Below are 22080 nucleotides of genomic sequence, written 5' to 3' on the forward strand. Positions count from 1 at the left end.
ATTTTACAATCGGGATTGATTCTCTCTCCAGCCTTTACTTCATACACGGAACGTCAAGAAATCCGCAGAGAAAAGAGTTTAATGAGAATGTTCCGGCCCCGGAAAACTTCCATTTCTCACTTCCTGAATATAATTTTTGACTGCGCCAGAGACATCGTCGTATCCATTCAGGAAAGTTTTTAAGAACTTAGGCTTAAAGCCCTTATTCAATCCAAGAAAATCGTAAATTACCAGCACCTGTCCATCGGTCGCCGCTCCCGCTCCTATCCCTATCGTAGGAATTGGGACAGATTCGGAAATTTCTTTAGCAAGAGTAGAGGGTATTAACTCGAAAACAATGGAGAAGGCTCCGGCATCGGAGATCCCTTTTGCTTCGCTTATCAATCTGGCCTTATCTTGTTCTGCTTTTCCTTGGATTTTATGTCCTCCGAAAACGTTCACGGATTGAGGGGTAAGGCCTATATGTCCCATAACAGGTATACCTATTCTTTCCAATTTATAGATAAGTTCCAGAATCTCCGGACCGCCACCCTCGAATTTTACAGCGTCACATCCACTTTCTTTCATTACCTTTCCTGCAGATCGGATTCCTTCTTCTAAAGAAACCTGATAGCTTAGAAATGGAAGGTCCACTACTACAAATGTGTTCGGAGCCCCTCTTCTAACGGCCTTTGCATGATAGATCATCTCGTCCAAGGTAACCGGCAAGGTGGTCGGCTGGCCTTGGTAGACTACGCCAAGAGTGTCCCCAACGAGAATACAATCTACGCCGGAATCTTCTAAAATTCGAGCGAACATAAAATCATAGCAGGTTAATACTGTGATTTTTTTTTCTACGGGTTTCGGTCCTCTAGGAAATACTTTGCTAACATCTCTCATGTCATCCCTCCAAAGGATTCCCGAAAGCTTGGATTAGGGAACCTTCTCCGAGTTCATTTAAAAGTTCTAATATAAAAGGACGGGTAAACAGACTATGATGAGGAAGATGTAAACCCTTCTCATGGACTTTCATATCGTCGATGGATAGAATATCTATGTCAATGACTCGAGGCCCCTTGTCTATCGTTCGGACCCTTCCCATTTCATTTTCTATTCCGAGCAAAAAATCCAAAAGTTCTCTGGGAGAAAGATGAGTAGAGATCTGTATAATTTGATTTAAAAAATCAGGTTGGTCGGTAACTTCTAAAGCTTCCGTATTTAAAGCAGTACTTTTTTTTAGGACCATTACTTCAGGATGAGCGCTGATCTTTTGAATCGCATCCGAAAGATACAATTCACGATCTCCTAAATTCGTTCCCAAACATAAAAATGCGATGTGATTATTTTTATCCATCAATGAGTTCCGAAGGCGCTATGACTTAGACGGTAATCAGGACAATCCAAATGGATTTGTTTTGCCATCTCCATTAATCTTGAAAAAATCCTTCCTTCTGCTTTATCCTTCCAATCACTAGGAGGAATATTAGAAGTGAGAATGGTTACTTTCTCTTCTTCATATCTTGCATCGATCAGATCGTACAACTGAGAATTTGCCCAATCGGATTCTTTGTTTGCTCCAAAATCGTCTAAAACCAAAACTTCCACATCGGTGAATTGTTTTTTAATGGTTTGCTCCATTCCGTGAAGTTCACTTTCTTTTTGATAACTATCTCGAATGGTAGAAAGAAAATCACGATTAATCTTTGCGTATTTGCATTCCAATCCGTAACGAAGAATGAGTTCGTTTAAAATAGCACAGGCAAGTAATGTTTTCCCTGAACCTGTTCCACCCCAAAGATAGAGACCCTGTTGGGCTCTCTCTCTCTCTTTCCATTTTACTACGATATCGTTTGCCCAGTCATGAGCGGCCAAGAAAGAAAGTTCGGTGGTATCCATTCTATCCAGGGTTCTATACTTATATCTAGCAGGGATCCCCGCCTTCTTTACCAAATATTCTACCCTGCCGAGTTCCATCCTAGCGTTATGACAGACGCAAGGTAACATTCTATTTTGACTTTCGTCGTAGACCATATAAGGAGCCTTACCACCGCAAGGACAAGACTCTCCGACGCAGGAACAAAGTAACAGAACTCCAGAGCTGGAATTCTTTACATTCTCTTCCAAAAGAAATCCGACTCCTGCGCAGAATTTACAACTGGGAGAACCTTCTCTGATTAGGGTTAAATTCTTTAAATTCATGGTCTAGATCCAGACTGGAAAAAAGGAAAGTAATAGAAAGAAAGAAATCTAAGGACCTATCATTTCCTAGGAATTCCTAAAAATCTGCTGACAAGTTCTGCTTTAAGCAAGATCCTGGAGGAGTATCCTGAACGGATTTTGGGTACAAAATTAGCGAAAAATGATAGAATTTCGCTAATGGATATTGTAAAAAGATTCTCGTTTATGTCCCTTGTATAGGAAAAATGGGAAATTTTTTCTAATCCAGGTTTATATCTAAAGGTCCCTGACCGATAGATAAACAGAAGAAAAGGACTTTGCTGTCTTTTTTCTAAATCCTATCTTTGAAAGAGAAGGCACAGGTGTGAGCACTATGAAGGTGATGAAGACTATATTCGTTCTTCTGGCCGTGGTCGGACTCAACCTCTCCTTGTTCGCACAGAACCAAGGGGGGCAGGATACTACAGATGCCAAGGCGGCAGCTGATAAGATCGACGAACTGCTGAAAGGTGAGCTCGTTCCGGAAGACGACGACAAAAATCTAACGGAAGAAGCTAAGAAACGTAAAAAAGAAATCCAGGAGCAGGAAGCGATCTGGAAGAACCCTGACTTCAAAGGTTACGACAAGAACTTCCAAGAACTCCATCAGCTTTCTAAGGCTTTTGCGAACAATAAGTTCCGCCTGGCCCTAACTAGCTATCAATCCGGAGTGAATACCGTCCTCAAGATGAGGGAAGCTGTTGAGCAGTACCGTAAAGAGGAAGCGGAGAAGAAACGTCTAGACGAGAAATGGTACTGGCAAAAGGTCGACCGTAAAGCTCGCGAGGATCGTGTCGTTTCCCGCCAAAAGTTGGAAGCAAAACAACAAGCATTGAATTATTTCACCAAGGCAATCAACCATTTGGATGAGATCAAGAACCCGGATTTACGTGAACGTGCCGAGTTCAAGAGACTTCTTTCCGATGTATATAGATCTTGGATTGTTACTGAATACGATCTACAAAACTTACCTCAGTGTATTCCTATACTGGAACTCTACATCGAGGTTAATGAAAATGAGAAAGAATACCCAGCTCACAAGTATCTTGCAAGCTGCTATGCTTTCGAAGAAAACATGATCAAGAAATATGGTGGAGCAAGTGAAGACCAGATGTTCAAATTCCGTCACAAGAAAAACATCCACCTTCTCCGCGCTACCGAGCTGAAATACGGAAAGGATTCCCCGGAATACAAACACATCGTTGCTTTGATTAACAAAGACGAAGTGATTTCGGTTCGCCCATAATCCTCTCTTTTCATTTCAATGTAGGAAAAAACCCCGGTTGGACAAACTGGGGTTTTTTTATTTCTAAAAGAATTGTAGAGATTATTGAAAGATCAGTTTAGCTAAACCTAAGTAAATAGGAAGAACAGATGCAATGATCACAGCAACCATCCATCTCGTTTGAGAAGCGATTGATTTATGAATATTTGCAATTTCTTTATACACTTCTTTGAATTGTTCTTGGATCCCTGCAAACCCTGCATGCATCTCTGCTCTTAGTTCCGCAATTGCGATCCATAGCTTTGCGGTTTCTTCCTTTAATTCCATTCTGAGTTTGTTTGTTTCTTCTTTAAATTCTAAACGAAGTTTACCAGTCTCTTCCATTAGTCTTTTCTCAAATCTTTCCGAAACGAATTCTTCCATAAACTTTTTTCCTCCCGAATTGGCTTGATTTAAAAGACTAACAAGAGCCTCTGCACCTTCTTCGCCTAAACTGTTCCTGAGCGCTTTGGGAACTAATAGTATTGGTTCTGTCATAGTCTATTCATCCTATAATTGATTTTCAAGCGAGTTGCTTTGGAAGAACGGGTCTGAGAGAGAAAAAGTGGTTCGCACTTTTTGTAAGATTTGAACGATCTGCTCTGGAATATTGATTCCAAAAGAAAAATTGGAATACAAATAGAATGAAATTCCTTGCTGATTCCGGAATTCATTAGTATTTCTCGGTATCAAATTCTAAGATCGGACGATCCTTTTCGAGAAAGATTGTATTCTATATTTCCAACAAAACACCGGAAACTCCGGAAAGATTGTTTAGAGGAGAGAAGAAGAATGGTAGCTCAGACATTGGAAAGACCGAGCCTCAATCAGAACTCCCAAGCGGAAAAGGTCTATGATGCGGTCATCATAGGAACCGGATTTGCGGGACTATGTATGGGGATCCGTTTGAAACAAGCGGGAATAGAATCATTTGTTATTTTAGAAAAAGGAAATGGGATTGGAGGAACCTGGAGAGACAATACCTATCCGGGGGCAGCCTGTGATGTTCAGTCCCATTTATATTCTTTTTCTTTCGCACCTAAATCGGATTGGTCCAGACTTTTCGGACCCCAAGAAGAAATCCTAAACTATATGAACCAATGCACGGACTATTTTGGAATCCGTTCATATATTCGCACAAATTCAGAAGTAAGCGGTGCCTGGTTTGATGAAAATACAGGTCTTTGGGAAATTAACACTACGGGAGGGAAATCCTATAAAACAAAATCCGTCGTGAGCGGCACAGGCGGTTTAAGCAGACCCGTTCTTCCGAATATCAAAGGGATTGATACTTTTAAAGGTGCAAAATTCCATTCTGCAAAGTGGGATCATAACTATAATCTCCAAGGGAAGAAGGTAGCAGTGATCGGAACAGGTGCAAGCGCGATCCAAATCGTTCCGACTATTGCTCCAATCGTAGGAACACTAAAACTTTTTCAAAGAACTCCAGCATGGATCATCCCAAAACCGGATAGTAATATCTCAGGTTCGGTAAAGGGGATCTTTAAGTTCATTCCTCCATTGAGATGGTTGTTTAGAAAAGCGATCTATTGGTTGAACGAAATCGGCGTATTAGCTTTCGCAATCAATCCTAAGCTGATGAAAATTTTCGAAAAGTTCGCTAAAAGTTTTATAAACAAGAGCATTCATAGCGAAGAACTCAGACAAAAACTGACCCCGAATTATACGATCGGATGTAAACGTATCCTTCTTTCCAACGATTATTATCCGGCCTTGAATAGAGAAAATGTTGAATTGGTTACAGATGGCATAGAAGAGATCACCGCTTCCGGAGTTAAAACGAAAGACGGAGTTGAACATAAGGTAGATGCGATCATTTTTGCCACAGGTTTCCAAGCAGCAGAAGCGGTTTCGCCATTTGAGATTAGAGGCAGAGGTGGAAAACTTTTGGCAGATGTTTGGGAAGACGGGGCAGAAGCATATTTGGGAACAACTGTTTCCGGTTTTCCGAATCTATTCATGATCGTAGGCCCAAATACAGGTTTAGGTCATAGTTCTATGATTCTGATGATAGAATCCCAAGTACAATATGCTCTCCAGGGAATCCGTTATCTACTTAAGAAAAACATAAAGTTTATAGATGTTCGCAAAGACGTTCAGGATCGCTATAATGCAGAAATCCAAAGACGTCTAGGCAAATCCGTCTGGTTAACCGGAGGATGTGTAAGTTGGTATAATACCAGCTCTGGTAGAAACACGACTCTTTGGCCGGGATTTACTTTCGAATTTAAGGCCAGGACATTCTTCCTTCGTCCTAAGGATTACGAATTCGTTCGTGTGGATGGAAAGGCAAAAAAACCTGGGATCGGCTCCAGAGTTTCTATGGTTTTAGACGCGACCTTCGGTTAAACTAAAGGGTCCAGTATACCAAGATTTCTCGGTTACCTTCTCTCCCGGTAATCGGGGAATCTTCCAAACCTATCCTTCTTCCTTTAATTTCATTTTTCAAAAATCGCAAAAAAGAACGGATCGTCTTCCAACGAATCCAAGGGTCCCTTAAGATCCCTTTGTCCAAATTTCTGGACTCAGTTTCAAATTGAGGTTTGAATAGACTGACTATATTCCATCGAACTTGAGGATTTTTAGATTTGAGTTCGGTAAGAACAGGAAGAACCGTTCGAAGAGAAATAAAACTTAAATCCATAACTAGCAAAATTTCGTCGGGAAATTTTCTGTCAGTTTTTTCTGCCCATAAAGAAGATAATAATTTCCAGCTTGTATCTCTTATATGAAATCGATCTCGAACTGAAACCTTTGGATTCATCGCGATCTTGGATGCCATCTGTCCATAACCGACATCGAAAGCAAACACTAGATCCGCTCCTTCTTCCAAAAGAACTTGAGTGAATCCTCCGGTAGATGCCCCCCAATCTATGCAAAGCTTTCCTTTAACGGAAATATTCCATTTTTCGAATGCAGCCTTGAGTTTATAGGCACCCCTACTCACATATTTCGGGATGATCTCTCTGATACGGATCTCTACAGATTCGTCAAATAATGTGCCAACCTTGTCGGACATTCTGTCGTTCACGAGAACTGAACCGGATAAGATCAGACTTCTGGCCTTGGAAATATTCTCGGCCAAACCCTTTTTCAAGAGTAAGTCATCTAGCCTAATTTTTTCTTTTGCCAATGTTAGAAGGTAAGGATTTAAAGAATTCCGGAAATTCGGAAACTTCATTTTTAGAGGAAGAAGAATCCAGATCGGATCCTAGTTCTTCCAACTCGGAAACTAAATCGAAAACCATCCGTTTACAAGTTTCCATTCCATACAAAGAAGGATAAGTGATCTTTCCGGATTTTCCGTCTTTACCGGGAGTTTTTCCCAGATCTTCCTTAGTTCCTTCAATATCCAAAATATCATCCGTGATCTGAAATAATAATCCTAACTTGGAACCGTATTCGGAAATAATATCTTCTCTTTCTTGGTAATCTTCTCTCAATCGATTTCCCATCAAAAAAGAAGCCTGGATTAACGCTCCGGTTTTCAATCTATGAGTTTTAGAAAGTAGTTCTTCTTTTGTTCCGGTTAAAGAAGAAGGATTTCTTTCTAATAGTAGATCGTACATTTGCCCGGAAACCATTCCCGCAGCCCCGGCACCTTTTGCCAAAGTTCTGACTAGATCCTTATGCAAATTTTTGTCAGAAGAATCGATCTGGGTTAGCCAATCAAACGCGTATGCCTGTAAAGCATCTCCTGCAAGGATAGCTGTCGCTTCTGAAAATTGTTTATGAAGAGAAGGTTTTCCTCTTCGGAAATCATCATCATCCATACTGGGAAGATCATCATGGATCAAACTATATGTATGAACAAATTCTAATGCAGCTCCGATAGAAAGAGAATCCCGATCTATCTTTCCGAAAGATGCAAATGTAAGAATAGGTCTTAATCTTTTTCCCCCGGCCCTTAGGCTATATTCCATTGCGGCCGCAAGTTCGGGAGCAGATTCTTTTTTAAAATATAGATATACTTCGTTTTCTAAATAATCTTCGAAACGATCCTTGGAACGTTTTAGTAATTGAGAAAGTTCGTTAGTTTCCGTTCGATTCGTCATTTTCCTGATTCGACAGTAATCACCACTTTGCCGGTAGTATTTCCAGTTTGAAAATGCCGGACCGCTTCCGGAAGATCCACAAAAGGATATACGGAACCGATATGAGGTGGTTCCAAATTTAATTTCAAAAGTGCTTTGAGATGAACGGTTAATTCGTCAATTTTCTCATATAACCAGATCAGATTAAATCCCATCACTGCTTTATTTTCAGATACAATTTCTAAGGTATCCACTTTCGGCCTGGTCAAATATCTCCAAGCTAAAGTCAGCCAATTGACCTTGTCTCCCTGGCTCATAAAAGAAGCGGAACCATAAACAACCATACGACCCATAGGAGAAAGAGCATCGTAGCTAGCTTTGAAAATTTTACCGCCAATACATTCTAAAACTAAATGTAATTCTCTTCCGCCAAGTGCTGTTTTTAATTCTTCGGGAAAACGAGAAGAACGAATGATCCACGCATCATACCCTTCTTTTTCCAGAAGAGAAATTTTAGAATGATTTCCTACGGAACCTAAGGTCCAAGCACCGAATTTTTTAGCGATACGATTTGCGTAAATTCCTACCCCACCTGCAGCGCTATGAATTAAAACATTTTGGCCTTTTCTAAGATCTCCTAAAGGAAGAAGAGCATAATAAGCGGTAAGTCCTTGGACTAAAAATCCAGCTCCATGTTCGAAACTCCACTTAGGTGGAAGTGGAAAAATATATCGAGAGTCGATATTGATATAGTCAGCGTAAGCTCCAAAGCGGGTCACTCCCATGACCTTATCGTTCTTTTTGAAATTTTTGACTTTCTTGCCTACAGCGATAACCTTACCGGAATATTCCAAACCTGGAATAAAAGAACCTTTAGGTGTCGCACTATACAATCCTTGGATTGCGAAAATATCCGCAAAATTCAGACCGATAGCACGGATCTCTATTGTGACTTCATTGTCCCCAGGAGGAGGAAGTTCCTCTTCTCTTCTTTCCAGAGAATCTAAGGAACCTTTGGTATCGACTCGATAAACGGAGCGAATCATGAGGGCATTCTGCTCTTTTAATTCCTATCCTAAAAGGAAAAAACAGTTCTGAACGGAGGAAAATTCTCCTCCGTTTCTCGGTAAATTACTTAGAAGGGAAAATTTCTTTCAGAAAATTTTTCAACTCCAACCAGGAACGTTTATCCGCTTTTTCGTTATAAGCAGCTCCTTTTGAGTTATCATTCCCTGCTTCCTTAATGGTGAAAGAATGAACTGCGCCACCATAGGAAACGAATTGCCAATCCACGCCTGCACTTCTCATTTCTTCTTGGAAAGCTGCCACTTCATCCGGTTTTACGAAAGGATCGTCTGCTCCATGAAGAGCCAATACTTTACCCTTAATGTTTTTAGCGTCGTCCGCCTTAGGAGTAGACAATCCTCCATGAAAACTAATGGTTCCTTTTAGAGGAGCTCCACTTCTCGCAAGTTCTAAGGCAGTGGTCCCACCAAAACAATATCCTAAGATTGCTAGGCTTTTAGGATCTACACCGGTTTGGGACTTTAATGCGTCTAACGCAGCCTGCCCTCTGGCTCTTAATAATTTACGATCCCCTTCTCTAAAGGAAGCTGCCAATTTTGAAGCTTCTTCCATGGATTTAGGACGTACACCTTTTCCATAAATATCCGCTGCGAAAGCTACATATCCTAACTCTGCTAACTGTTCTGCTCTTGCTTTTGTGTTTTCTCCCAGGCCCATCCAGTCATGGACAAGTACGATACCTGGAGCTTTTTTGACTCCTTCCGGATAAGCAACAAAACCTTCTAAAACAGTGTCGCCTTGTTTATACTCTACAATTTCGGATTTTACCTTTGCAGATAAAACATTTGTCGCTAAAAGAAATGTTATACTGAACCAAATGATCTTTTTCATTCTTATATACCTCGGGAATTCCCGTATAAAAAATAATTTAGATATTAGACTGATTCGAAATTTAAAGCAAAAAAACTAGGATCAAAAATAAACTACTCTAAGATCCAAACCACCGTGAGTGATGTGAACTGTTTGTAATTTAGAATGAATTCCTTTCAAAAAAGAAGACCAGGTCTCTTCGTCAGGACACAGAACGAATCCAGAGACTTCGCAAGGAAGCTCCCACCAAGTTTTTAGAGTTTCTGCGATCCGTTTGTACAAGCCTAAATCGGAACCTTTTTGTATTCTTAAACCATAAGGTGGGTTGAGAGGCATCCAGATTTTTTTCGGTTTGCCTGCAGATTCCCAGATCTCTTTAGGAGATAATGAGAAGAAGTCTCCCTCTTTTCCGATAAACCGATTTTCAGGACTCAAAGGAAATTGTTTTATAAATTTCTGATATTCTTCTTTTCTTTCGTTTAGATAGGAGAAAACTTCCGATTCGGAATCGTTGTACCAAAATGTGAATTTTTTACTTTCCTCTTCCGGTCCTATTTTACGTTTTAAAAATTCCCAACTGGGTGCAGGGAACTCTTTCATTTCCTGAAACATATAGTTCCGATCCAAATGAGGAAATCCTAGTTGAAAAAGTAAGGAAGCAGATTCCCAAACAAATGTCCCGGAACCTGCAAAAGGTACAAAAACTGCATCCGGTTCCGGCATCTTCTTCTTTAATAAATGTAAAAGAAAAGCGGCGGTATCTTCCCTGACCGGAGCGGACTTAGATAAGGGTTTAAAATTTCCTCTTTGGAAAATGGGGGCGCCTGCCAAACTCAAAGAAATTACGATACTATCTCCTAAAGCAAGTGAGTTTAATTCTGTGTTTTTAGAATCAAAATCCCCCGATGAGGAATAAGATTCTTCCCAAAAAGAATATAATTCTTCTCTGGAAATTTCTTTTCTTCCACGGACCTGAGGATGGAAGTTTATTCCCCAACCTTCCGGTAAGATCTCATTCTCTCTTAAAGATTCTATGAGACCGGAGAAGGAAAACTTTTCATCCAAAGGGAATTTGCCCAGGTTCAATCGAAAATCCCTGGTCCAGGGAATTCTCACCAACACTTCTAGTGCCTGACGAAAATTCGTTTTTTCTAATACGAATTTCTCCGGAAAAACTTTAAACTCGGGAGTATGATTTCTGGGAAGAAATGGATTAGAAACAATTTGAGAAAGTAGAGTTTCCGTTTCTCTGGCAGAACCAGGAGGAATCAAAAATTCCCATCGAAGAGGTTTGCCAGATTTAAACTTGGAGATTTTCCAATCCATAGAGATATCCTTTTAAAATCGATTCTCCAGGAAAGGAAAAAGTCCCGGATCCCTCTTACTTAGAGCTTAAAGCGGAAACTCCTGCTCTAGCAACCTGTCCGTCCTGAGTTGATTGAGCACCTGAGACTCCGATCGCCCCTATAATTTTTCCGTCCAGAAGGATAAGCTCTCCTCCTTCTAATGGAAAAACTCCCGGAACGGCCAAAAGCCTGAGACCAATTCCTCCTTTTTCAATCGCTTCTTCTAAGGCTCGGCTCGGCCTTTTGAAATTATTTGCAGTCGAAGCTTTTCCCTTAGCGATCTCTATGGAACCTATCTGAGTATTATCCATTTTCTGGAGTAATACCAAATTTCCTCCGGTGTCTACTACCGCTATCGCCATATTCCATTGGTTTTTCTTTGCCTCAGCTTCCGCGGCAGCGATTACTTTTTTTGCCTGTTCCAAATTAATATTCGGTCCATAACTTAATGGCTGAGCTTGGAAAGGGTTAACAATTCCGAAAAATAAAAAGCAGAATGCCAAAAACTTGGGGAATAAATTTACAAATATTGAATGTTTTCTTTTCAAAAGAATTCTCCTTAAACGCAAAAACGCACTTTCTGATCTCTCAAAAAGGACTATAGGGGTTAGATTTTGGATTTTAGTCTTGGGCCGATCCGGTGAATGCAAGACAAAAGCTAAGGTAGGACAAAAAACAAAATTGTTTTTTGTAGAAAGAAGCTGCCGAAAGCCTCCGGCAACTCCTTAAATTATGAAATGGAAAGATCTATCTGTCAATTAAAAAGAAGATCCTTCCACTTTTCTATTGTTAGAACTCTGGGGAAACGAACTTAGCTTGGCCGGCACGAGGACGAATCACAAATCTATATTTTCGTTTTGCGATTTGTTCCGGGTTGTACCAACGAACTTGGTAGACTGCCATTCCTTTTCCGGAGTTAGAAGTTTTTCTCACTTCTATATCGACTCCTTTATCGTCTACAGGTTCTCCTTCGTGAGTTAATTCTTTCCAATCCGACGTACCCTCTTTGTATTCGATGGAAACCAAAGATTCATGTAAGGAAATTTCAGAACGACCCACATCCTTATAACGGAAGACCCAATGTTTTTCTAGGTTTTCTTCCGCTAAGATTAGCTCAGGAGAATCTACTAATTCTCTTACACCTTCTGATTTTTCAGTTTCAGGATAACGATCGGAACGATCCAATTCGTAATCCCAAGAAGCAGGGAATGCTTCTTTTCCTCCTGCTGCAGGAAGATTTTTGGTCAGGTCAGCAAGATGAGCCTGTAAGAATGGTTGAGTGCCCGGTCCGTAAAGAGTATGACCCCCTTCATAATGTTGGCGGGTATATTCTTCAGGAGTAGTTACATAACCGAAATATCCGTTTGCACAACTGATCACAGACGCGTTTTTAATCGGTTGAGAACTGGATTTTAATGCCTCATCTACGAATCTTTTTCCGGACTCTTTGGTAACTTCGAAGGGAACAGGAAGAAGAAGTGTATCCGCAATTTTCACAGATTGCAAAAGAAGTTTATGAGGAAATTTCGATTTAGGAAGAACGATAGGCTGCAGATATTTGAAACCTACGATTCTTTTATGACCTTGGCATCCGCCTGTCAAAAACCAACGAGGCCAACCTTCTGCAAAAAAAGGTAACCAGTTCAGAACCGGAGTAAGTCCATCTTCTGCTCCGCCAGTTAACGCAGTTCCCACATACGGACGATCACAAACTTCTGCATCTCCTATCTTTTGAGTTTCATACAGATCCACTTCTCTTGTATTAAAAGAAAGATTTGCTTCGGTACTTAAAGAGTTTTGCAGGGAATCAAAAAGTTTTGCCGCTTCTTCTCCGATTGCTTCTCCTATTCTTCTGGATTCTATGAAACCTTGCATATCTTCGCGGTAATCAGGAGAGTTATCCCCATGAGTGGAATTATTCAGAGCATGAATCGGATCCCAGCTAGGTTTAAAATCTTTACGGATCTTCTTCTCTAAAATTCGAGCAGGATATGCAAACACATCCGCGTTTGCAACATCATTGGAATCAGGTACTGTGGTTCCATGAACGGAGAATGTGGAAAATGCTCCGAGAGGTTTATATCTTCCGTCTTTGTCTTGTGCATCGATGCGGATCATCACTAAATCAGGATTGATTGCTTGGTATTGGATCTCAGGTTTTAATTCTTCGAATCCTGAGTTTTTATTTGCACGATATGCGTCCAAGGATCTGTTTCTAGTTAATCCCCAAATAGCTGTTTTTCCGGAAGCTATCTTAGCAGGTTTTGCCGACTTATAAGCTTCTTCAACGCCATTGGTTAAACGATCCAATACGAAATCGGTCCAACCCTTATCGAATCCCGGTTTATTGGAAGCGAACTCGTTATAAAAATTATTATCATAGAAATTAGCAGGAGCAGAATGAGTATGAGTTCCTGCAAATACGATCCCGCCAAATGAAATGTCAGTCTTGGAAGCCAAACGTTCTGCAAGCAAGTGATGGATCAAAAGAGAACCTGACAAAAGATCACTTTGGATCAGCACAACAGGTTCATTTGCATCTTTTCTAATATAGAAAATTCTAGCATAAAGACGAGTGCGAAAACCTTTTTCGGTTTCTGCCATTTTGGAATAACCTGCCAAAGGTAAACCGGGAGGAGGAGTTAGGTCCACCTTGGAAATTCCTGCGACCAGTCCTCTGGTTTTGGAAGCAACTTCCGGTTTTTTATACGCGATCTTATATTCGGCGACGGTTCCGCAAGCGACTGCGGAAAAGATCAGAAGGATCGAAACTAGGTACGGTTGTATTTTCTTCACAATTTGATTCGGGTTCATTCCCCCTCCGGGAATTCTTTGGTTTTTTTAGCCTCTACTTGCTATCAGAAGGGTAAGTTCTTAGCAAGAATTTTCGGATATGAGTATGGTATCGATCCGTCTTACAAACCAATTATATTCTCCAAAAATAGCTCGGATTTTTGAGCCTCTTATTAGTTTGGGATAAAATAAGAAGTAAAAGATCAGGAATCTTCTATGACCCAACCGGGCTTTTTACAAAGACTTAAATTTCATTTTTTCAATTTCTACCCTCCCTATTTTGGTGCGGGGATCAAGGTGAAAGCCTTGAACAAAGAAAGAACTTTATTCTCCACCACAATGAAACTCACATCTTTTAATAAGAATTATGTGGGAACACAATTCGGAGGATCTCTCTATTCAATGTGTGATCCTTTTTATATGTTGATCCTGATGGAACATTTAGGATCCGGATATTTGGTTTGGGACAAAGCTGCAACTATACGATTCATCAAACCTGGAGAAGGAACTGTAAGAGCAGAGTTTCATATCCCTAAGGAAAAAATCCAAGAGATCAAAGAAGAAACAGATCGTAAAAGAAAAATGGACGTTACATTCACCGCCCAGATCGTCGATGTGAAAACCGGCAAACTTGTGGCCGAAGTAGATAAGGTCATCTATGTCAGAAAAAAATTGAAAGAGTAAGATATAAAGTCTGCCGCCCAAATTTCGTCAGTATGAGATTTGTTGGAGTTCCTACCAAGCCCGGGACCTTCGACTCGGATGATCCTAAAGAAAGCCCTTTAAATCTTTTTTAAAGGGGCCTAAAATTGTTTTTCCCTAGGGACTACGATGAAATGATGGCCCCAAACGCTTATGTCCCAATGGAAAACCACACCTCTGTATGAGGAGCATAAACTTTTAGGCGCCAAGATGATCCCTTTCGGCGGCTGGGATATGCCTGTTCAATATTCAGGAATCATCGCTGAACATACGGCGACTAGAGAAGCTGCCGGTCTCTTCGATGTTTCTCATATGGGAGAAATTTTTATCGAAGGCCAGGCTGATATTATTCTAGGCTTCCTCGAATCAGTTACCTGCAATTCTGTTTCTTCCTTAGCTAACGGACAAGTACAGTATAACGCTATCATCAATGAGAATGGCGGACTGGTCGACGATATCACTCTCTATAAGTTCAGTGATCAAAAATATATGATCTGCGCAAACGCATCTAATGTGGATTCCGTTTACGAGTATCTGAAAAAATACGTGCCGAGTTCTGCAAAGTTGGAGAACCAAAGCGCTTCTTGGCATCAGATCGCAATCCAAGGTCCCAAAGCAGATTCCATTCTTTCTTCTTATTTCAAATCGGATCTAAGCCATATCGGATATTATAAATTCGTGTTATTCCCCTTTGCGGGCGAAGAGATCATTCTTTCCAGAACAGGTTATACGGGCGAAGATGGATTTGAAATTTATAGTTCCAATGCTACTGGTGTTAAAATCTGGAAGGAACTTATAGAGTTCGGAAAAAACCAAGGACTTCTTCCTGTAGGTTTAGGTGCCAGAGACACACTTAGGATCGAAGCAAAATATCCTCTTTATGGCCATGAGTTGGACGAGAATAGAAGTCCAAACCAATCCGGGATAGGCTGGATCGTAAAAGAAAAACAAACGCAGTATCCTAAATACCAAGAGATTATCTCCGAAAAAAAAGAAGGCCCTAAAAGGAAGATCGTGGCATTCGAACTGCAAGAAGCTGGAGTCCCAAGAGAGAATATGCCTGTTTTAGATTCAAACGGCAAAAATATCGGGATTACAACTTCCGGTACCTTCTCCCCTTCTTTAAAAAAAGGAATAGGACTCGCACTCATCGATTCTGAAAAGATCCAACATGGAGAATCGATCCAAATAGAGATCAGAGGACAGGCAAAGTCCGCAATTATATTCACCCAATCTTTCATTCCGGGAAGCATTCGGAAAAATTAAACTAAGGATTTTCAAATGGCAGTAACTAACGCACCTCCGGGCTATAAATTCACAGAAAAACACGAATGGGTAAAAGTAGAAGGAGACACCGCATTGATCGGGATCTCAGACTATGCACAAGCGGCACTTGGAGATATCGTTTTTGTGGATCTTCCAAAAGTAGGAAAATCGATCAAACAACTGGATACATTCGGAACAATCGAATCCGTAAAGGCGGCAGAAGATTTATATGCTCCTATCAGCGGAGAAGTAGTCGAAGTTAATGGAAACCTCTCCAAAAACCCGGCTGCAGTGAATTCGGATCCTTTCGGTTCTTGGATGATCCGAGTCAAAGGGATCAATTCTTCCGAGTTGGAGAAATTATTAGATCCCGAATCTTACAGAGAATTAGTCAGCAAACTGGATTAGGAAAATAGAATGAGTACGGCAACTTGGAACGAATCCGGCAAACAAACTGAAATGAAGAATCCACTCGATCCTTTAGATACTTTTCCCAGAAGGCATATAGGCCCTGATGAAGATCAGATTAAGGAAATGTTATCCACTCTGGGATTGTCCGGGTTGGAAGAATTGGTGGCAAAAGCAGTTCCAGAAGGAATTCGTTTGGAAAAAGCATTGGATCTTCCTAAGGCTTCTACCGAAAGAAAGATCTTAAACGATCTGAAAAAGATCGCTTCTAAAAACAAGTTGTATCGCTCTTATATCGGATCTGGCTACCAAGCGAGCGTAATGCCTGGAGTCATCCAAAGAAATATTCTGGAAAACCCGGGTTGGTACACCGCCTACACTCCTTACCAGGCAGAAATTTCGCAGGGTAGACTAGAGGCTCTTCTCAATTTCCAAACCATGATCATGGATCTAACCGGTCTGGAAATTTCAAATGCTTCTTTATTGGACGAAGCGACCGCTGCCGCAGAAGCAGTATTCTTAGCTTTCGGAATTCGCAAAAACGAAACTTCTAAATTACTTTTTATCTCCGAGTTATGCCATCCTCAAACGATTGATGTGGTACGCACAAGAGCACTTCCTCTCGGGATCGAAGTAAAAGTCGGAAATCATTTAAATGCAGAATTAAACGAAGATTATTTTGCGGTATTAGTACAGTATCCTGGAACGGAAGGAACCATTTATAATTACGAAAGTTTCTTCCAGTTAGCTCATAATGTTGGAGCTCTAACAATCTGTGCTGCGGATCTACTCTCTCTCACAGTTTTAAAAGCTCCCGGAGAATTCGGAGCAGATATCGCAGTAGGAAGTTCCCAAAGATTCGGATTACCTTACGGATTCGGTGGACCTCATGCAGGATATTTTGCAACCAAGGATGAATTCAAAAGACATATGCCCGGAAGACTTGTCGGAGTTTCCAAGGACAGCCAAGGAAATCCAGGACTCAGACTTTCTTTACAAACAAGAGAGCAACATATCAGAAGAGATAAAGCGACTTCTAATATCTGCACCGCGCAAGTTTTATTGGCGGTTCTTTCTTCTATGTATGCAGTCTATCATGGACCAAAAGGTCTGAAAGATATCGCGCTTAGAGTTCATAGATTAACTGAAACATTGGCAAAAAATTTGGAGAAGGCAGGCTTTACGATCCAAAACAAATCCTTTTTCGATACAATTGTTTTAGATTTAGGATCCAAGGCCCAAACTTACTTGGATGCTGCTTCTAAAAAAGAGATCAATTTCAGAAGTTTAGGAAATGGCAGAATTTCTATCGCCCTAGACGAAACTGTAGAAGTTTCCGATTTGGAAGATATTCTTTCCGTATTCGGAATCTCCAAGATAGATCTTTCCTTAGACAGGATATCCATCCCGAACGAATTTATCCGAACTTCAGAATATCTTACACATCCTGTGTTTAATTTACATCACACAGAAACGAAGATGTTGAGATATATTAGAAAATTAGAATCTAGAGATCTTTCTCTAACAACTTCCATGATTCCTCTGGGTTCTTGTACAATGAAACTCAATGCAACAGTAGAAATGTTCCCAGTAACCTGGCCTGAGTTTTCTAATATTCACCCATTCGCGCCTGCTTCCCAAACAGAAGGATACAGAACTGTATTCTCTCAATTAGAATCTTGGCTTTCTCAGGTAACCGGATTCCCGGGAATTTCTCTACAACCAAATGCAGGTTCTCAGGGAGAATATGCGGGACTTCTCGCAATTCGAAACTATCATATTAGCAGAGGAGATAAGGACAGAGATATTTGTCTGATCCCGATTTCCGCACATGGAACCAACCCTGCTTCCGCTGCGATGGTAGGATTTAAAGTGGTAGTGGTTGCCTGCGATTCAGAAGGAAACGTAGACTTAGAAGATCTGAAGGCAAAAGCAAAAGAACATTCTAAAGATCTGGCCGCATTAATGATTACCTACCCTTCTACACATGGAGTGTATGAAGAGCCTATTAAAGAAATCTGTTCCATCATTCATGAGAATGGAGGACAGGTTTATATGGACGGAGCGAATATGAACGCTCAAGTAGGGATTACAAGACCTGCGAATATCGGCGCTGATGTCTGCCATCTGAACTTACATAAAACTTTCTGTATTCCTCACGGAGGAGGAGGCCCTGGAGTCGGACCAATCGGAGTTGCAGAACATCTGAAACCATTCCTACCAGGCCACCCTCTTGTAGATAACGGAACAGGTAACGAACATGGTGCAGTCTCAGCTGCTCCTTGGGGAAGTGCGAGTATCGTTCTGATCTCTTGGGTGTATATTGCACTTTTAGGAACAGAAGGATTGGAACAGGCTACTAAAGCTGCAATCCTGAACGCAAATTATATCGCGAAACGTTTAGAAAGCTATTTCCCCGTCCTTTACAAAGGAAAGAACGGATTCGTTGCCCACGAATGTATCCTGGATGTAAGACCTTTCAAAAAGACTAGCGGCATAGAAGTTGAAGATATCGCAAAACGTCTGATGGACTACGGCTTCCATGCACCTACGATGTCCTTCCCTGTGCCTGGAACTTTGATGATAGAACCTACAGAATCTGAGTCCCAAGAAGAATTGGATCGTTTCTGCGAAGCAATGATTTCCATTCACTCAGAAATCCAAGAGATAGAGCAAGGTAAAGCTGATCCAAAAGATAATCCCCTTAAGAATGCACCTCATACTTCTGCGATGGTAATCTCTGATAGCTGGAACCATGCTTATTCCAGAGAAAAGGCCGCTTATCCTTCACCTTGGACTAAAGAGCATAAGTTCTGGCCTTATGTAGGAAGAATAGATAATGTTTATGGAGATAGGAATCTGGTTTGTTCCTGCCTACCTCCCGAAGCGTATCTTTAATTTTTCGGTAAAGTCAGAAGATAATAAAAAAGACCGGGGTTTTTGCTCCGGTCTTTTTGTTTTCAAAAGATAGAAAGTTCAGAATTAATCGTCTTTCTTTTTCTTTTTGGATTTTTTAGACTTCTTGGAGTCTCCGTCATCATCGTCTTTGTCTTTTTTGGATTTCTTGGAATCCTTTACGTCATCCTCATCCTTATCTTTTTTAGACTTCTTTGACTTTTTAGATTTTTTGGAATCTCCATCATCGTCATCGTCCTTATCCTTCTTGGATTTTTTGGACTTCTTAGAATCAGAATCGTCGTCTTTATCTTTTTTGGATTTCTTGGATTCCTTAACGTCATCCTCATCCTTGTCTTTTTTAGACTTTTTCTTCTTTTTAGGCTCGTCTTGGTCGTCGTCTTCGTCCTTATCTTTGGACTTTTTAGCCTTAGACTTTTTTACAGAATCTCCTGAATCGGAAGCTTTACCAGGCTTCGCCCTGCAATAAGCATCTACATTAGTTCCGTCTTGTTTGGAATAACCGGAAACCCAAGTACAATCCGAATCGGATTCACATTGACCTTTGGATAAACCTTGGCATTGGGATTCTGCAGAAAGAGAAGTCCCACTTAAAATAAGCAAACCTGCAAAAAGAATACTAGTGATGAATTTTAAAAGATATATCGGTTTACGATACATTCTATCGGCTCCTAAATCGAATGGTTCGACAAGGATCTAGATTGAAAAAGAATTTGCGATCCTGAAATATTCCGGACTGAAAAATATTTATTGATCCGTTTACGATCAAACGGATTGAGATATTCACTAAAACGAAATTAATTTCCTATATTTCAAAAAAATTATATTAGAATCGTTTTAAAAAGGTGGGTCGGGAGGGGAATTCCCCCCGACCAAGCACAGTCAGGAATCAACCGCCATAGTACATCAACTGGAACCCGTATATAGGATATAAAATGCCCATCTAATCTAACATTAACTCCCCGGGTCCATACCTTCAGAGCGGTCCGCATTCTACTATCGAGTCTTGCACTCGTCAAGCTTACAAAATAAATCTGATGCAAAATTTGGAAAAAAATTTCATTTGGAAATATCTTTTTTCGAACAGTCGATATTCCACAGGCGATCAAATAGATTATATTCACTATTTGTAATGATCTTTAGGTAAATCGGCCGTATTCCAAACTTTATACTAACTGTTCAGAATTCCGATTTTTAATGGATCGATGGTCGATAAAATCCAAGGGTCTGGATTGAAGTTTTAATTTTTGGAAAGAATATCCCGGGAAATAAAAAAGGCCGGATTTGAATCCGGCCTTATATGATTGCGGTAGAAACCCGGCAACGTCCTACTCTCCCACACAGCGAACCATGCAGTACCATCAGCGATGAGAGGCTTAACTTCCGTGTTCGGGATGGGAACGGGTGTGACCCTCTCTCTATAACCACCGAGAATCTATAACCAGTATTCCCTGCCGACCTCGGAAGTCTACTTTTTTTCAAAGAAAAAGAAGAAGTTTTTAAGGAGAAGAAGGAGCCGAATTTCGGAATTTTTTCCTCCGTCCCGCGACGCAGATCCAAGTTTCAATATTCTAAAGAAAGTGCTCTGACTTCTTCTTTGGAATATGCATCCGGTTTTTTTAATATTTGGACCAATGCTTTGAATTCTCTAGGAAGAAGTTTTCCCGGATGTTTATTAAAATGATATTTGGAAGATTTATAGATACCGTTCAACCCCTTCCCCCAATATACCAAATTCAAATAATATTCCAAAACCCCTTTTTTACCCAACTCCTCGTCCAAGGCTTGTGCGATCCTGATCTCTTTCAATTTGCGAGTTAATGTTTTATCTCTGGATAAAAATAATGTCCGGGCAAGTTGTTGGTCCAAAGTGCTTGCTCCTCTTAATCTTCTGAAAAAAAAGGCAGCTTGTATAATAGAAGATTGTATATCCGCCAAAGAATATCCTCTATGTCTGTAGAATCTGTAGTCTTCTACTTCTACTAAATATTCCAAACTTCCTGGGGGCAATTCCTCTAATCTTACCCAATCATTTTCAAGCGGGACTGACTCTAAATTTTCCGGTAAGTAAACTAGTTTGTTCTCTCTGAATAAGATCCTTTTTTCAGGAAAGGTTTGGTAATAAATAAGAAGAAGGAATACTAATACAAGAATACTTCTGATCCCAAAGAAAAACCATCTATGTAAAAAATGATTTCCTTCGTTCATTGGACTTCAGGATTGTTTTGTTTGTCGTATACCAAGAATACTTCCTGCTCTTTCTGTTCGGAAGATACAAGTTTCCAATCCGCTTTGTCAAAGTTAAGATAAGCGGATTCTCCTCCCGTGATAGAAGGTAAACCGGATTGACCTATAAAAAAAGGAACTATGGTAAGATAAAGTCTATCTACTAGTCCCTTCCTAAAGAAAGAATCATTCAATCTCGGGCCACCTTCTAAAAGTATTTTGGAATACCCTCTTTTTTCCAAATCTTTTAGAATAATCTCCGGATCCAGATCTTCTCCTTGTAATGAAACTATTTCCGCAAACTCGGACAATTCGGACCTGACCTGAGATTCGTTTTTAGAAGTGCAGAAGAGCAGCGGTTTTACTTTAGAAAAATGAAATACTTTTTTATCGGAAGGAAGTATGCCAGTTCGGACAAGTAAAATTGCCCGAGGTTCCTTTTCAGATTCTACGTATCTTAGATGTGTAACCGGATCGTCGTTTAGAATGCTGTTTTTTCCGAGGATGAGCGCGTCCGCTTCGGAGCGAATCTGGTCCATTCTTCTTTTATCATTTCGGGAAGAAAGGCCATACCATTTTCCGTCCGGACGACATACCTTTCCGTCCAAGGTCATCGCCATATTCACGGCTAAAAAAGGACGAGTCATTGAGGTTTAGAAGAGAGGGTTTCGGAAAGCAATTTGAGAACTCTTCCTCTGCATGTACCGCAGCCGGTACAACAATTTGTGTCTCTCATCAATTTACCCAAAGTGTCATTGCCTCTACGGATAGAATTCGTAATATCCTCTTCGGATACTTGGTTGCATACGCAAACCTTTCTAGGCCGCATCAGAGCGTTCAGGTCTATTTGATTAAAATCGAAAGAATTCATCAGGCCTTCTATTTATTGGACGCCGAAAGCAAAACCATCACTCAAGCTAAACATAAGAAGGCTCGAATCAAGAGAATTTTTTCCCATCTGATTAACGAAATATAACGGATTCCAGAAGGGATATTTCTCGTTGACAACCGG

General features: G+C 40.6%; 21 protein-coding genes and 1 rRNA gene. 6 read left to right on the plus strand and 16 right to left on the minus strand.

The annotated features are described in order from the left end of the window. Nucleotides 1-78: 78 nt before the first annotated feature. From panB to zapE, 3 genes are read right to left on the minus strand one after another with little or no spacing between them, the layout of a single operon-like run. A complete protein-coding gene (gene panB / locus CH365_RS05045) occupies nt 79-879 on the minus strand; it encodes a 3-methyl-2-oxobutanoate hydroxymethyltransferase (RefSeq protein WP_100767525.1) in 801 nt (266 codons plus the stop codon). Between the two features lies 1 nt (nt 880). Continuing rightward, the gene (gene folK, locus CH365_RS05050; RefSeq protein WP_100767526.1) at nt 881-1333 is read right to left on the minus strand and encodes a 2-amino-4-hydroxy-6-hydroxymethyldihydropteridine diphosphokinase; all 453 of its coding nucleotides are present in this window, start codon (nt 1331-1333) and stop codon (nt 881-883) included. Further along, entirely contained in the window at nt 1333-2178 is an 846-nt protein-coding gene (gene zapE / locus CH365_RS05055) for an AFG1/ZapE family ATPase (protein WP_100767527.1), read from the minus strand. The genes folK and zapE overlap by 1 nt, the downstream gene beginning before the upstream one ends. Before the next feature lie 352 nt (nt 2179-2530). On the opposite strand from zapE, the gene fcpA reads away from it, so the two are divergent. Then, complete coding sequence (fcpA, locus tag CH365_RS05060) at nt 2531-3442, plus strand: flagellar coiling protein FcpA (protein WP_008589523.1); 912 nt, start codon at nt 2531-2533, stop codon at nt 3440-3442. 81 nt (nt 3443-3523) lie between these two features. Here fcpA and CH365_RS05065 read toward each other — a convergent pair whose 3' ends face one another. Next, nucleotides 3524-3958 (minus strand): LA_3696 family protein, encoded by a 435-nt coding sequence (locus tag CH365_RS05065; protein ID WP_100767528.1) that lies wholly within the window; start codon nt 3956-3958, stop codon nt 3524-3526. 294 nt (nt 3959-4252) lie between these two features. Here CH365_RS05065 and CH365_RS05075 point away from each other — a divergent pair, with 294 nt between their 5' ends. After that, entirely contained in the window at nt 4253-5830 is a 1578-nt protein-coding gene (locus tag CH365_RS05075) for a flavin-containing monooxygenase (RefSeq protein ID WP_100767860.1), read from the plus strand. Between the two features lies 1 nt (nt 5831). On the opposite strand, the gene CH365_RS05080 is transcribed toward CH365_RS05075, so the two are convergent. The 7 genes from CH365_RS05080 to CH365_RS05110 form a co-directional block, all read right to left on the minus strand. After that, nucleotides 5832-6614, minus strand: a complete 783-nt coding sequence (locus CH365_RS05080) for a TlyA family RNA methyltransferase (RefSeq protein ID WP_100767530.1) — start codon at nt 6612-6614, stop codon at nt 5832-5834. Beyond that, nucleotides 6595-7536 (minus strand): polyprenyl synthetase family protein, encoded by a 942-nt coding sequence (locus CH365_RS05085; protein ID WP_100767531.1) that lies wholly within the window; start codon nt 7534-7536, stop codon nt 6595-6597. The genes CH365_RS05080 and CH365_RS05085 overlap by 20 nt, the downstream gene beginning before the upstream one ends. After that, complete coding sequence (locus CH365_RS05090) at nt 7533-8561, minus strand: synaptic vesicle VAT-1 family membrane protein (protein WP_100767532.1); 1029 nt, start codon at nt 8559-8561, stop codon at nt 7533-7535. Before CH365_RS05090 ends, CH365_RS05085 begins: the two co-directional genes overlap by 4 nt. A gap of 85 nt (nt 8562-8646) precedes the next feature. Further along, nucleotides 8647-9432, minus strand: a complete 786-nt coding sequence (locus CH365_RS05095) for a dienelactone hydrolase family protein (protein WP_100767533.1) — start codon at nt 9430-9432, stop codon at nt 8647-8649. 81 nt (nt 9433-9513) lie between these two features. Beyond that, nucleotides 9514-10737, minus strand: a complete 1224-nt coding sequence (locus CH365_RS05100) for a hypothetical protein (RefSeq protein ID WP_100767534.1) — start codon at nt 10735-10737, stop codon at nt 9514-9516. Nucleotides 10738-10792: 55 nt separating this feature from the next. Continuing rightward, a complete protein-coding gene (locus CH365_RS05105; RefSeq protein WP_100767861.1) occupies nt 10793-11305 on the minus strand; it encodes a GlcG/HbpS family heme-binding protein in 513 nt (170 codons plus the stop codon). A 241-nt stretch (nt 11306-11546) separates the two neighbouring features. Beyond that, entirely contained in the window at nt 11547-13571 is a 2025-nt protein-coding gene (locus CH365_RS05110; RefSeq protein ID WP_100767535.1) for a neutral/alkaline non-lysosomal ceramidase N-terminal domain-containing protein, read from the minus strand. Nucleotides 13572-13766: 195 nt separating this feature from the next. On the opposite strand from CH365_RS05110, the gene CH365_RS05115 reads away from it, so the two are divergent. The 4 genes from CH365_RS05115 (at nt 13767) to gcvP (ending at nt 18824) form a co-directional block, all read left to right on the plus strand. After that, nucleotides 13767-14234 (plus strand): YiiD C-terminal domain-containing protein, encoded by a 468-nt coding sequence (locus CH365_RS05115; protein WP_100767536.1) that lies wholly within the window; start codon nt 13767-13769, stop codon nt 14232-14234. A gap of 171 nt (nt 14235-14405) precedes the next feature. Further along, nucleotides 14406-15518, plus strand: coding sequence for a glycine cleavage system aminomethyltransferase GcvT (gene gcvT, locus CH365_RS05120; RefSeq protein WP_100767537.1), 1113 nt, complete (start codon nt 14406-14408; stop codon nt 15516-15518). A 15-nt stretch (nt 15519-15533) separates the two neighbouring features. Next, nucleotides 15534-15926, plus strand: coding sequence for a glycine cleavage system protein GcvH (gene gcvH, locus CH365_RS05125; protein WP_086447347.1), 393 nt, complete (start codon nt 15534-15536; stop codon nt 15924-15926). A gap of 9 nt (nt 15927-15935) precedes the next feature. Next, complete coding sequence (gene gcvP, locus CH365_RS05130) at nt 15936-18824, plus strand: aminomethyl-transferring glycine dehydrogenase (RefSeq protein WP_100767538.1); 2889 nt, start codon at nt 15936-15938, stop codon at nt 18822-18824. Between the two features lie 84 nt (nt 18825-18908). On the opposite strand, the gene CH365_RS05135 is transcribed toward gcvP, so the two are convergent. The 5 genes from CH365_RS05135 to CH365_RS05155 form a co-directional block, all read right to left on the minus strand. Further along, nucleotides 18909-19502: a hypothetical protein gene (locus CH365_RS05135; protein WP_100767539.1), complete on the minus strand. Its 594-nt coding sequence runs from the start codon at nt 19500-19502 to the stop codon at nt 18909-18911. Nucleotides 19503-20157: 655 nt separating this feature from the next. Next, nucleotides 20158-20274 (minus strand): 5S ribosomal RNA (gene rrf, locus CH365_RS05140). A gap of 131 nt (nt 20275-20405) precedes the next feature. Further along, the gene (locus CH365_RS05145) at nt 20406-21050 is read right to left on the minus strand and encodes a biosynthetic peptidoglycan transglycosylase (RefSeq protein ID WP_100767540.1); all 645 of its coding nucleotides are present in this window, start codon (nt 21048-21050) and stop codon (nt 20406-20408) included. Next, nucleotides 21047-21715 (minus strand): RibD family protein, encoded by a 669-nt coding sequence (locus CH365_RS05150; protein WP_100767541.1) that lies wholly within the window; start codon nt 21713-21715, stop codon nt 21047-21049. Before CH365_RS05150 ends, CH365_RS05145 begins: the two co-directional genes overlap by 4 nt. Then, nucleotides 21712-21939, minus strand: a complete 228-nt coding sequence (locus CH365_RS05155; protein ID WP_100767542.1) for a (2Fe-2S)-binding protein — start codon at nt 21937-21939, stop codon at nt 21712-21714. Before CH365_RS05155 ends, CH365_RS05150 begins: the two co-directional genes overlap by 4 nt. Nucleotides 21940-22080: the final 141 nt, after the last annotated feature.

This window comes from Leptospira neocaledonica (genome assembly GCF_002812205.1).
Classification (GTDB): Bacteria; Spirochaetota; Leptospiria; order Leptospirales; family Leptospiraceae; genus Leptospira_B; species Leptospira_B neocaledonica.